The sequence below is a fragment of the Bacteroides sp. AF20-13LB genome (assembly GCF_003603065.1).
In the GTDB taxonomy this organism is placed as follows: Bacteria; Bacteroidota; Bacteroidia; order Bacteroidales; family Bacteroidaceae; genus Bacteroides; species Bacteroides uniformis.
The window spans coordinates 241547-255173 of the sequence record NZ_QTMH01000001.1 but is presented as its reverse complement, the minus strand read 5'-3'; the positions used below and the strand labels follow the sequence as shown (position 1 = coordinate 255173).

The following is a 13627-nucleotide window of genomic DNA, read 5'->3' as shown; positions in this document are numbered from 1 at the left end:
AAGTTATCATTTTAGACTGCGGATGTAATCAGATGGTGATATTCCAAATTCATTCTTGAAGTTTACAGTGAACCTTTTTGGAGAACTGAATCCCACCTCATAGGCAATTTCTGCAATTTGTTTCTGGCTTTCCTTTAGAAGTTGCTTACTGCGCTTCAAACGGATAATCCGGATGAATTCTGCCGGACCTTTACCGGTGATACACATCAGCTTTTTGTAGAGATGGCTACGACTCAACCCCAATTCTGCTCCTAACATTTCCACAGAGAAGTCGGAATCACTCATGCGCTCTTCTACTATTTTGATAGCTTTTTCAATAAATTGTTCGTCTAGTGGAGTGATTGTTATTTCATTAGGTGTCACTTCTATTTTCTGACTGAATTTACGATGGCTTTTTTCTGTCCATTCAATAAATTTCCTGATGCGCAGCTTTAGTAATTTGAAGTCAAAAGGCTTTACGATATAGTCATCGGCTCCTTGCTCAAATCCTTCACTTTTGTATTCTTCTGCCATACGGGCTGTAAGCAATATAACGGGAATGTGGGACCATTGCATGTTTGTTTTGATTTGCCGACATAGCTCTGTTCCATTCATCACTGGCATCATGATGTCGCTTATTACAATATTGACACTGTTTTTTTCTAATATCTTCAATGCCTCTGCTCCATTGTAGGCAACCTGTATGGCGTATTCATCGGACAGGTATTCAGACATGAAACTACAGAAATCCTTGTTGTCGTCCACCAACAAGATGGTATACCGCAATTCTTCCGCATTTGGAACGGGAAGTTCATTCGGAGCTTTGTCATTGTTTAGCAGTTCCGGAAGTAATTCCTCCTTTTCACTGGCATATGTGACGATAGGCAATTTAACGGTAAATACGGAACCTTTAGGAAAATTGTCTGTAACGGAGATTGTTCCTTTGTGTAGATGTACATATTCGTTTGCAATATGCAGGCCGATTCCACTGCCGGTTTTTTCCGAAGTTTGTTGCACCTGATAAAAACGTTCGAAGATATGTTTCTTGTCTTTGTCTATGATACCTTGTCCGTTGTCTGCCACACAGATGCATACATTGTCATCTTCGCGATAAAGATGTACATTGATTTCTCCTTTATCAGGAGTGTATTTGAAGGCATTGGACAACAAGTTGTTCATTACTTTTTTTATTTTAACCGGATCGAAGGACATGTTCAGGTTTTCTACTTCGCACATGAAACAGAAGCTGATGGTATGGTCAAGAGCATACTCTTGAAAAGTACTGCAAATCTCGCGGATAAAGTTGACAATATCTCCCGATTTGTAATGAGCTGTCTCGGCTCCTACATCCAGTTTCCGGAAATCAAGCAGAGAGTTTATCGATGTAAGTAATTGTTGTGCATTTTTATTGATTGTATTTAGTTTTTTGCGTATTCCGTCATCCAGGGTTTCTGACAATAACATTTGTAACGGGCTAATGATAAGCGTCAGTGGTGTACGTAAATCATGGCTTATATTTGTAAAGAACTTTAGCTTCATCTCATTCAGGAGCAACTTTTGTTCTTGCTCCAGTTTTGCTCGTTGTTGCTCCAGTCTTATGTTGTGATGCTTTTTGAATCGGTATATTACATAGGATATTATACCAATGGCAAACAATATGTATAAGATGATAGCAACATTAAATAAATATATTGGAGATGAAACGGTTATATTCAACTCACTAGCTTCGTCATTCCATATACCGTCACTGTTACAAGCTTTAATCAATAGTTTGTAATTGCCAGGAGGAAGGGTGGTGAAAGCTATTTTGTTCTCGTTTGTATAGTACCATTGGGTATTTAATCCTTCCAGTTTATAGGCATATCTTATTTTATCAGCATTCAGCAAATCGCCTGCGGCAAATTCGATGGAGATTAAATAATCGTCATATCTGACAGACAATGATGGGGTTCTGCCAAGTACAGTTGTTAATAGTTTACGCCCTTCATATATTGAGTCTACTTCTATATGTTGATTGCCAATGGTCAGATTTGTAAAATACACCTTTGCCAGCGGTCGGCTCTTTTCGGTCAGCTTGTTCGGATTTATAGATGTATAGCCACTGGTGCCTCCCAGCAGTAAATCTCCGCTGGACAATTTACAAGCGGAATGGGAGTTGAAATGATTTTCTGGCAATCCGTCTCTGGTAGAAAGATTCTTGAAAGAAAAGTCTACTCCTTCCTGGGTGTCTGGGGTTACTTCCAATATAGACAATCCGTTACTTGTTGCAAGCCACATGTTACCATGATTGTCTTGGGTTATACTGTTAATGAGATTGTCACACAATCCGTTGTTTACGTCGAACCAGTGTAGTGAATCATTTTTTAAGTCCCAGGCAGTCAATCCTTGTTTATGGGCTAACCACAATATATCTCTGTCGTCCTTGAATACAGTGGAAATGAAGAGCTGCTTGAATGGCTGTGTCTCTTTTCGATTGGCATAAATCATTTCGGGTTTTCTCGTCACGATGTCCATTACACAGAGTCCGTATGTAGTCCCAATATACATTTTGTCTCCATAGTCATAACAGATATTGAGTACATTGATATTATTCCCATCAGGTAGTAGATAACTTGTCGCAGTATTTGCGTCCGGATTAAAACAAACCAAAGTTTCCAGTACATAACCTATCCATAAGTTTCCATATCGGTCTTCCTTCATACTCCATACGCCACTGTATGGCAGTTGGCTGTTCTCTGGAGTAAAATGGCGAATACTGTTGTTCTCATAGCAGAACAATCCGTCTTGATAACTTCCTGCCCAAATCCGTCCTTTATGGTCTTCGAGAAGACTGATGATGGCTATGTCGGGGATGGATAGTTTGCGAATGGCAAATCCTTTTTGCTTTTCTTTTACATAAAGTCCGTTCCCATCTGTTCCCAGCCAAATGTTTCCGGCCTTATCCTCTAAAATGGAGGCTATATCACCACATTCTTTATGCTGGGTATCAATAAATTCATGGAAGCTTTCGTGATAATAAGAAACTCCTTTTTTGAAATTTCCTAACCAAATGACGCCTGAATCATCACGGTAGATTGTATTTATTCTGTTGGAAGCAAGGGATGTGGAAGACATAGGGGTATTCAGGAGGTTGACAAGGTTATCATTTACGTAGTCATAAATGAATACTCCTTTATGGTCCGTTCCTATCCAGACATGTCCGTTCGAGTCATCCAGTATGCTCCTTACCGCATTACTTTTTGTCTCTATTTTAGAATGGAGATTGATTTGGTTCCATTCCGATTTTATGTTTTTCTTATAGAATATTTGTTCATCGGTATATGAATATAGCCAGATGCCTCCATGATAATCAATGTATATGTGCTTTTCGATAATAGAGTTGGAGGGTAAGCTGATGTTATCTACCCGTTTACATTTCTTTGCGTTGTTCTCTAGTTTCAATAAGGTCGAATTCCAAAGAAGATATAGGTTTTCACCATCATCGCTGATACTCAGTTCCGGAGTTTCTTCTGGAAAGTTTTCTATTTTGAATGTTTTAAGGGTTTTATGAGAAAAATTGAAGTAAAAAGCATTTTGGCCTTGCAGTACCCATAAATTGTGTCTTTTGTCAACATGTACTTTGTAGGTACCATTTATCTGGATGCCTATTTTAAGGAGGTATGAGGGAATATCGGTAATGAAGTTGTCTTTGTCTCGGTCGTATATACAATATCTTGCCTCGCTTCCAATCCACAAATTGCCCAAACCGTCTTCCTGTAAGTTCCAGATGTCGTTAGACAATAAAGAATGGATGTCTTTTTCTTTGGGTTGATACACTTTAAAGCTATATCCGTCGTATCGGTTCAATCCATTGGCGGTCCCTATCCATAAAAAGCCTTCACAGTCTTTCAATATGGTTTTTACGTTATTGTTTGAAAGCCCGTTTTCTACTTTCAGATGGCGAAATACATACGGAGTTTGTCCTGCTAACGGCAGATAAGCCAGTAACAGAATAATGAGGGGGAACACTAATTTGTGTAAATAGTTTGTAAAAGACATACTATATAATCTGAAATTGAATTCTCAAAGATAGCAATATCTTATTTAAATAAACGTAAATATGTTGCATTAATAGGTCTGTAATGTTGCATCGCGGTCGTATAAGTCTTAAACATGTCATCCGTTTGTTGTCTTGCGTGTCTTGAAGTGTTTTTCTCATTTATTATTCAACATTTATTTCATACCTTTGCAGGGAAGGACTGGTTCCTGCCAATATGATTAACCTTCTAATACTTTATCGAAAATGAACAGATTCATCATTTTATTTTTATTCTCTTTGGGAATATTGTCAACATGTGTATTTGCCGTAGAGGTGATTCCACTGAATGAAGGATGGAATTTCCACCGGGGTTTTCAGGCACCTGCTTCGGAAATAGTGAAGGTTACTTTGCCTCACACTTGGAATGCGGGCGATGGCATGTTTGGCAATGCCGATTATTATAGGGGATTATGCAATTACAGTCGTAAGTTGTCTGTTCCTGCCCATTATCGGGGCAAACGTTTTTTCTTGAAAGTGATGGCTGCACAGACGGTTGCCGACATTTTTATCGACCATTATTTTGTGATGCAACATAAAGGTGGTTATACGGCATTTGTAGCAGAACTGACTGATTTCTTGGTTCCGGGAAAAGAAAGTGTATTGGAAATTCGTGTCAGCAATGCTCAGACTATGGATATCGCTCCCATTTGCGGTGACTTCAATATGTTTGGCGGGTTGTATCGGGGAGTGGAGCTGCTGGTAACGGAGGATGTCTGCATAGAACCTGCTTATTATGCCTCTTCAGGTGTATTCTTCACTCAGTCCGATGTATCGGAGAAAAAGGCCCATTTGAAAATTGAAGCACTGCTTTCGGCAAGGGAAACTACTGTGACCGGTTGCGAGGTGGAGTTTCAACTATATGACAAGGAAAAGTTGCTTTGCCGTGTTGCCAGTGCAGAGGTGGGTGAGGATAAAAAGGTGGTGATGGACATGGTGCTTGAAAGGCCTCATTTGTGGGATGGAGTGAAGGACCCCTATTTATATAAAGGAGTGGTGATATTGCGTAAGGATGGGAAAGAGATAGACCGCCGCGAAGAAGAGATAGGTTTCCGCTACTTTCATGCCGATGCGGAAAAAGGTTTCTTTCTGAATGGAAAGCCTTATCGTTTGAATGGCGTGAACCGGCATCAGGACAGGGCGGAACGCGCTTCGGCATTTTATCCGCAAGACCATGACGAAGATTTGGACTTGATGCAGGAAATGGGATGCAATGCCGTGCGTCTTTGCCACTATCCGCAAGCCAAATACATGCATCAACAGATGGACAAGCGGGGACTGGTGGCATGGGTTGAGATTCCTTTTGTCAATGTTTATGTGAATAATCCTGCTTATGATGAAAACTTGCGCCTGCAATTGAAGGAACTGATTTTACAGAACTACAATCACCCCTGCATTTTGTTCTGGGGGCTGTTCAATGAGATAAATTCCGGTTGGCTGGACCGTCCTTCGCGTATGGCGGCAGAGCTTCATGCTTTGGCCCGTCAGTTGGACCCGAGCCGTCCCACTATGGGAGCCAGTAATCAGGATGACGACTTCAACGGATTCACCGACCTGATTGCTTTCAACAAGTATTTCGGCTGGTATGGCGACAACATGGATGACATGGGGCGCTGGATAGACCGCGAGCATGCAGCACATCCGGAGCGGAAGATGGGCATCAGCGAGTATGGTGCCGGGGCATGCGTATTCCAGCAGGAGGACTCGCTGAGGCATCCGGAACCGTGGGGGCAATGGCATCCCGAAAACTGGCAGACTTATTATCATGTGGAGAATTGGAAACAGCTTCAGGAACGCGAATTCTTGTGGTGCAACTTCATCTGGTGCATGTTCGACTTTTCGGCGGCAGGCCGTAGGGAGGGATCCATTATGGGACGCAACGATAAGGGGCTGGTGACTTACGACCGGAAAATAAAGAAAGATGCCTTTTACTTTTATAAGGCAAACTGGAATCAAGAAGATAAGTTTGTATATATCGCAGGAAAACGATTGGTAAACAGAACCCGCAAAATCGTTGGTGTGCAAGTATTCAGCAATAGCGGAGCTGCCAAATTGTATATCAATGGCAAAGCATATGGGACTGCAAAACCTGATTCCGTAAATGTACTGGAATGGAAAGGCATTGTATTGGATACCGGTGAAAATAGAATTGAAGTCAGGAACAAATATGGAGCGGATTGTTGTGTATGGATATGTCCTTTTTAATTTTCATCAGGCGCGGAATGTATAGGAGAGCCACAGGGAATAATGAACCGTGAAATGCTGTACAGTCTGCGCCTGATAGCTTTAATATGTGATTTTCTGTAAATCCGTATTCGGTCCGTAGACCACCAGTTTCCCGTCTGGTTGGATGTCTATGAGGTCGATGAATACCATTCGTTCGTCACCAGTGGTTTCGGTGCGTCCATGATAGACACAGTAGAGGCGGTTGTGAATATCGATGAGCATACAATGTCCGGTTCCGGTCACGATGCCGCCTTGCTCTGTATCCTTTTGCAGCACTGGATTGTTGGCAGCTTTTGTGAATGGTCCTAAGGGGTTCTGGGAGGTAGCATAACCCACCGCATAATTTTTCCCTCCGAAAAAGTTTGCAGAGTACAGCATATAGTAAAGATTTTTGTGCTTCACGATATACGAACCTTCTGTCCAGCGTCTGTTGACTTCATGTGAAGTCACCGAGCGGTTCTCCCATTCCGCTTGAGGGTCGTCCATTGTCTGGGGCGGGCAAAGCAGTGCTACCGGTTCTCCGATGATACCAGAGAAATCTGGTTTCAGTTCCACGCCGTAAATCCAACTTTCCTCAATCTCGTCAAACCAGCCCTTTTCTTTAGCCCATGCTGAAACTTCGCTTTCAACGGCATGTTTGTAGCAGCAGCGGGAGTAGTAGAGGTAGGTCTTTCCGGAAGCATCGTCAAAGAGTATGTTTGCGTCGATGATAGGATAGCCGGGGTCGAATACCGGTTGGTTGAACAGGTCTTTGAAAGGGCCGGTAGGCTTATCGGCTACGGCTACACCGATACGGAAGTTCTCTTGCTCCTTAGTGGGATTTTCCTTCCAGTTGGCGCTGAACCATAGGTAGTATTTGCCGTCCCGTTCATACACTTCGGGTGCCCAGAAACAGTCGGTGGTCCATGAGTCGGAGGTGCCGCCTTGATAGATGGGACCCTCGTCTGTCCATGTCACCAGGTCATCGGAGGAGTATACTTTAAAACCGTTCGATACTCCGCCCGTTCCGTACATATAGTATTTGCCGTCGGAGGCTTTCAGTAGGAACGGGTCTCCGAAGGCCATGGGCAGGGGATTCTGATATGCTACTTTCTTGTTTCCGCATGATGTTGACAGTAAGGCCAGTAAAAACAGTGTCAATGTGAAAAAAGTGTGTTTCATCTTGTTATAATTTTAATGGTGAAGTAATGAAAAGTGTTTGTATTCGCAAAGTAAACATAATATAGGGAAAGCAGCAAGGAAATTAGATAGAATGCAATCTTTTCATTATTTTTGTGCATCATTCCAAATAATTCTTTGATGGAACAGTCATTTTCGGATATATCGCTATACCACGAGTACCGGTCGGCGAGGGAGACAGAACATTTGGTGTCGCAGAAAACCTGGGATGACCTCAATCTGGATGATTTTTTCGAATGGGCTGACCGTACCTCTTCTTGTGTGGGCCGACAGTACCTCTACGACGTGTTGCATTACAACCGTCTTTCGGAGATTTCGGAACAAGAGGAAGTGATTCGTAAGTTTTCTGCTGACAAGGAGTTGCGTGCAGAAATCCGGTCGGAGTTGCGGAAACTGGATACGCCGGATGCTTATACCATTGCATCGCTATTCTCCATTTCCCATCCCGTGTATTCCCGCCGCTTTTACCGTTTGCTGACTATCTTGCAATTCGCGCCTTTTGTTTTGTTGGGAATAGTTTACATTACGTCTTCGCTTTATGTTCTGGGGATTTTGTGCACATCGGTATTGGTGAACATGGTACTGCACTATCGCAGCAAGGCGCGGATTCAGGGCTATTTCTTTTCCATTCCTCAGTTATGGCAGTTGCTCAGGCAAGCGGAGAAGTTGGCACAGATTCCGTTGTGTGCATCCGTGCATCGGGATATCCAAAAGACTTTGCAGGCATTGCATCCGTTGCGAAAGAAACTTTCCACTTTCCGTTTCAGTATCAGACTGGAGAGCGACATCGCCATTTTCGCTTATTTCTTCACCGAGATAGTGAATGTGTTTTTTCTGCGGGAAGTTATTCCGGTTTCCAAGGCTTTCTTTCTATTGCGGGGTAGACAGGAACAGATTGAAGAGGTTTTCCGCTATTTCGGATTGGTGGATGTGCTTTGCTCTGTTTCCGAACTCCGGGATGGGCTGCCTTATTATGTTTTACCGGAAGCTTGCAGCGAGGGTGAAACGTTTCATGCAGAAGGGCTTTATCATCCGCTTATAGAACGTTGTATCCCTAATGACATTACACTCTGTGGCAAATCTGTCCTTGTTGCCGGCTCCAATATGTCCGGTAAGACAACTTTTATCCGTGCCATCGGACTTAACCTGCTTTCCGCACAAGTGCTCCATACTTGTTTTGCCCGCAGTTTCCGTTTTCCTATGGATACTGCATTATATTCTGCTATCCATCTGGAGGATAGTCTGATGGAAGGAAAAAGTTTCTTTCTGCAGGAGGTGCAAATTGTTCGAGAGATGCTGGAAGCCGGAAAGGAGTGTTGGCGGTTTTTCCTGCTGGACGAGTTGTTCAAGGGGACGAATACGGTGGAACGGATAGCTATAGCCAAAGCTGTGCTGTCTGCTTTGGCGCACAAGAACAGTATTGTGTTTGCTTCCACTCACGATGTCGAACTGGCTTCCTTACTTGAGGACGAATATGAATTGTTTCATTTTTGTGAGTGTGTTGCCGACAATACATTGTCTTTTGATTATAAGTTGAAGCCGGGACCGGTGACGGAACGTAATGCCATCCGGATTATCGAGATGTGCGGCTATCCGCAGGAAGTGGTCAGGGAAGCATATCGGCTGGTTGGAAAGGGTAAAATGTAATATTTAATGTCTTCTTGTAGGTGGAAGTAATGAGGGTAAGTATTTATGCTTGTATCTATTTTCAAGTGTAGAAACGTTCGTATCCTACCGATAGGGAATTGTAATTTTTATGCTTCGGTGCGTCCGTTCAAAAGGTGGAATAAGATAAATTAATACCCTCCGTGTCCTACTTACGATATAAATCCCTATCTTTGTGGCGCTTTTTAGCTGAAAATAAGATTCAAATTAATTTAGATACAACAGAAAATGGCACAAGAAGACGTTTTTAAGAAACTCGTATCACACTGTAAGGAATATGGTTTTGTGTTCCCTTCCAGCGAGATTTATGATGGACTGGGAGCTGTGTATGACTATGGTCAGATGGGTGTGGAACTGAAAAATAACATCAAGCAATACTGGTGGCAGAGTATGGTACTGCTGCACGAAAATATTGTCGGCATCGACTCGGCTATCTTTATGCACCCCACTATCTGGAAAGCCAGCGGACACGTGGACGCTTTCAATGACCCTTTGATTGACAACCGCGATTCCAAGAAACGTTATCGTGCCGATGTGTTGATAGAGGACCAGCTTGCCAAGTACGATGACAAGATAAACAAAGAAGTGGCCAAAGCTGCCAAGCGTTTTGGTGAGGCTTTCGATGAGGCTCAGTTCCGCAGTACCAACGGTCGTGTGCTGGAACACCAGGCCAAGCGTGATGCCCTGCATGAACGCTTTTCCAAGGCTTTGAACGATAATAATCTGGACGAACTCCGTCAGATTATCCTTGACGAAGAAATCGTTTGTCCTATCAGTGGTACAAAGAACTGGACAGAGGTGCGCCAGTTCAACCTGATGTTCTCAACAGAGATGGGTTCCACTGCCGATGGTGCCATGAAGATATACCTTCGCCCGGAAACGGCACAAGGTATCTTCGTAAATTACCTGAATGTACAGAAAACCGGTCGTATGAAGATTCCTTTCGGTATCGCCCAGATTGGTAAGGCTTTCCGTAACGAAATCGTAGCTCGTCAGTTCATCTTCCGTATGCGCGAGTTCGAGCAGATGGAAATGCAGTTCTTCGTGAAGCCGGGTACGGAACTCGACTGGTTCAAGACCTGGAAGGCTACCCGTCTGAAATGGCACAAGGCGCTGGGCTTCGGCGACGACCATTACCGCTACCACGACCACGACAAGCTGGCTCACTACGCCAATGCGGCTACGGACATCGAGTTCCTGATGCCCTTCGGCTTCAAGGAAGTGGAAGGCATCCACAGCCGTACGAATTTCGACTTGTCCCAACATGAGAAGTTCTCCGGCAAGAACATCAAGTATTTCGACCCTGAAACCAACGAAAGCTATACCCCGTACGTCATCGAGACCTCGATTGGTGTAGACCGCATGTTCCTCAGCATCATGTCTGCTTCCTATTGTGAAGAGAAGCTGGAGAATGGTGAAACGCGCGTAGTATTGAAACTTCCCGCTGCCCTGGCTCCGGTGAAGCTGGCTGTGATGCCGTTGGTAAAGAAAGACGGACTGCCCGAAAAGGCACGCGAAATCATCGACAACCTGAAGTTCCACTTCCATTGCCAGTACGACGAGAAAGACTCCATCGGCAAGCGTTACCGCCGTCAGGATGCCATTGGTACTCCGTACTGCGTAACTGTAGACCATCAGACTTTGGAAGACAACTGCGTGACTTTGCGTAACCGTGATACCATGCAGCAAGAACGCGTGGCTATCTCCGAACTGAACAATATCATTGCAGACCGCGTAAGCATCACATCGCTGCTGAAAACGTTGCAATAAATCGGTTATGGAATGGACTGGTGCGTGAACAAACTGAAATAGTAAATAGTAAATAATAAAATAGTAAATGAAAAAGTCCCTTTTGTTTTTGCCTTTCCTGCTGTTGCTGGTGGGTGCTTTTATCTCTTGTGAAGAAGTGGAAGAGGCTGGAAAGTATGATAACTGGAGAGAGCGCGGCGAGGCTTTTGTTGACTCGATAAGAAGGCTGACCGGCGATAACTATGTCGCCACAGCAGAGCAGGCCGATGCTATGGAACTCGGGAAACTGTATGCCATACAGACGACTGCAAGCACTTCTGAAGGCGCTCAGTATGTCTATTGCAAAAAGCTTGTGAAGAATGAGACGGGTGAACGTCCGTTGTATACGGGTTATCATTCAAAGGTGAATGCTTATTATTATGGGACTTATGTGAACGGCGAAGAATTCGACGGTTGCTTTGACGGTTATAGTGCTATTGACCGTGATATACCTATTCCTCCGGTAAAAGAACCTACGGCTTTTGATTCATTCGTGGATTTTGAAGTTTCGGGTGTCGTTGCCGGTTGGACAGCTGCTTTGCAGCTTATGCGGACGGGTGAGCGGTGGATGTTGTATATCCCTTATCAAAGCGGATATGGTATAAATGATTATACTGCTCCTTATTCTACAAATACAATCCCCGGAGGATCTCTGCTGACGTTTGACTTGCAACTGGTTAGCTTTGCCGAATGAAATAAAAGATAAAAGAGGGTGTGTGCCGAAACGCCCCATTAAGCAAATTCCCCCTGCCATAGACATCTATGGCAGGGGGAATTTGCTTAATGGGGGTTGGGTATGTCTTCTTCTGCCTGCTGGTGGTGGCAGACGCTCGGATGCCGGTTCGTTCTATATTTTCTTCTTGATGGCCTTTACCCAAATCCTGTATCCATCCTCGTTCAAATGTAGTCCGTCGCCGGTCAGTTCACTACGCAGTACATTCGTTCCCTTCTCTGTAAACAAGGGGAAGAGGTTGATATAGGCAATGTCTTTTTCTTTGGCAAGTGCTTCTAAGCGGGCATTGACTTCGGGCACCATATCGGTTTTTCCGGTCAGGCTTTTGTACCGGCCGAAACTTTCGTTGAAAGGAAGCAGGCTTTGTAGGTAGAGTTTCGTATCGGGAGATTCTTTCCGAATACGTTCTATTGTCATACGAATCATACTTACAATGCTATCCGACGTCAGATTGTGGGAAATGTCGTTGACTCCGATAAGCAGGAACAGCTTGGCGGGATGTCCGGGGAGTATCTGGTGCAGACGGTCATAGATACCCATCACTTCGTCACCGATAATGCCGCGGTTGCGTACGTTCTTCTTGCCGAGGCGTGCCGACCAGTCACCGCCGCCTTCAGTCAGGCTGTTGCCAAGCATGACGATGTCTTTGCTTGTAATGGCAGGCTCATCCATAAACTGTAGGAAGCGTTTGTAATAGTGGTCTGTATAGGCGTGTGGAACGGGACAGATAGAAGCGGCTACAGCGTTGGCAACCAATGAACGCAGACGAACCACGCTATGCCCGTCTTCCGGATGCACGGCATTGATAAGCAGTATGACGGAAGTGTCATTGTCCGGGTCGATAACGATGGAAGTACCCGTATATCCGGTATGGCTATAGGTGTTCGGGCCGAACAAGTCCCCGTTGTTGGAGGCATATGCTGTGAAGCAGTCCCAGCCGAGAGTGCGTCCCAGGCTGGCAGTGGCGCGTGGCACGGTACGCATGGCTTTTACGCCCAGCGGGCTCAGGATGCGGCGGCCGTTCCATTCGCCTCCGTTCTGCAGGGTTGCGCAGAGCACGGCAATATCTTCGGCACAGGAGAATACTCCGGCGTTGCCGCTGATGCCTCCGTTCATGATACGTGCCAGCGGGTCGTGTACTTGTCCGTAGAGGACTTGCCCGTCAGGTTGTTTTTCGGTTGGCGCGATGGCATTGTGCCAGTCTCCTTTGGTGATACCTGCCCAGTTTGCGTCCGCTGTATTTATCCATTTGCCATTCTTGTCACGTTGGCAGGGCAGATAGTCGGTATGCTCCATGCCGAGTACATCGAATATGTTTTCACGGGCAAAGTCACGCAGGCTCTGGCCGCTTATTGTCTCGATGATATGTTGCAGGGTGATGAAGTTGAGGCAACTGTATTGGAAATCTGTCTGTGGCTTGAAGTCGCGTTTGCAAGTAGCGATATACTCTATGAGACCATCGGGATTGGGAGAACCGTACTGCTTTTCTAGCTCGGCTACCGGTGCATAGGGAGGAAGACCGGAAGTGTGTGTCATCAAATCGGCAATGCGGATTACCTTTTTCTCTTTGCCGTCTTCGCTTTCCCAATTCTTGAAATGGGGTATGTAGAGGCTGACGGGGTCCAGCATACGGAGCTTGCCGCGTTCTGCCAGTATCATCGTACATACGGCGGTCGACATGGATTTGCTGCAAGATGCCATATCAAAGATAGTATTGGCAGTCATAGGCTCCACATTGGGATAAATACGCTTGTTGCCGTAAGCTTTCAGATAGGCCATCTTGCCGTTACGTACTACAGCAAGTACGGCACCGGGAATATCCTTGTTGGAGATGGCTGTTTCAATCGCTTCGTCAGCATACATCAACTTGCGTGAGTCCATTCCCACTTGTTCAGGGGCTACGCGTTGCAAGGGTTGCGCGGTGGCAGCTTGCAGACAAAGAGAAAAGAGAAAAAAATATATTGCTTTCATAATAAAGGAAT

The 13627-nt window shown here is 44.8% G+C and carries 7 protein-coding genes; 4 read left to right on the top strand and 3 right to left on the bottom strand.

Features of this window, described 5'->3' with window-relative positions:
* Window positions 1-6: 6 nt before the first annotated feature.
* Window positions 7-4017: a hybrid sensor histidine kinase/response regulator transcription factor gene (locus DWX62_RS01010; RefSeq protein ID WP_120172528.1), complete on the bottom strand. Its 4011-nt coding sequence runs from the start codon at window positions 4015-4017 to the stop codon at window positions 7-9.
* A gap of 244 nt (window positions 4018-4261) precedes the next feature.
* Between DWX62_RS01010 and DWX62_RS01005 the strand changes: the two genes are divergently transcribed.
* A complete protein-coding gene (locus DWX62_RS01005; RefSeq protein ID WP_057253820.1) occupies window positions 4262-6259 on the top strand; it encodes a glycoside hydrolase family 2 in 1998 nt (665 codons plus the stop codon).
* Between the two features lie 81 nt (window positions 6260-6340).
* On the opposite strand, the gene DWX62_RS01000 is transcribed toward DWX62_RS01005, so the two are convergent.
* Window positions 6341-7441, bottom strand: coding sequence for a glycoside hydrolase family 43 protein (locus DWX62_RS01000; RefSeq protein WP_008662759.1), 1101 nt, complete (start codon window positions 7439-7441; stop codon window positions 6341-6343).
* A 138-nt stretch (window positions 7442-7579) separates the two neighbouring features.
* On the opposite strand from DWX62_RS01000, the gene DWX62_RS00995 reads away from it, so the two are divergent.
* The 3 genes from DWX62_RS00995 (at window position 7580) to DWX62_RS00985 (ending at window position 11606) form a co-directional block, all read left to right on the top strand.
* The gene (locus tag DWX62_RS00995; RefSeq protein WP_120172527.1) at window positions 7580-9106 is read left to right on the top strand and encodes a hypothetical protein; all 1527 of its coding nucleotides are present in this window, start codon (window positions 7580-7582) and stop codon (window positions 9104-9106) included.
* 246 nt (window positions 9107-9352) lie between these two features.
* Window positions 9353-10894, top strand: coding sequence for a glycine--tRNA ligase (locus DWX62_RS00990; protein WP_057253822.1), 1542 nt, complete (start codon window positions 9353-9355; stop codon window positions 10892-10894).
* 67 nt (window positions 10895-10961) lie between these two features.
* Window positions 10962-11606: an FKBP-type peptidyl-prolyl cis-trans isomerase gene (locus DWX62_RS00985; RefSeq protein WP_008662765.1), complete on the top strand. Its 645-nt coding sequence runs from the start codon at window positions 10962-10964 to the stop codon at window positions 11604-11606.
* Between the two features lie 153 nt (window positions 11607-11759).
* Here the strand turns inward: DWX62_RS00985 and DWX62_RS00980 are convergent, their stop codons facing one another.
* A complete protein-coding gene (locus DWX62_RS00980; protein ID WP_034532758.1) occupies window positions 11760-13616 on the bottom strand; it encodes a serine hydrolase in 1857 nt (618 codons plus the stop codon).
* Between the last annotated feature and the right edge of the window lie 11 nt (window positions 13617-13627).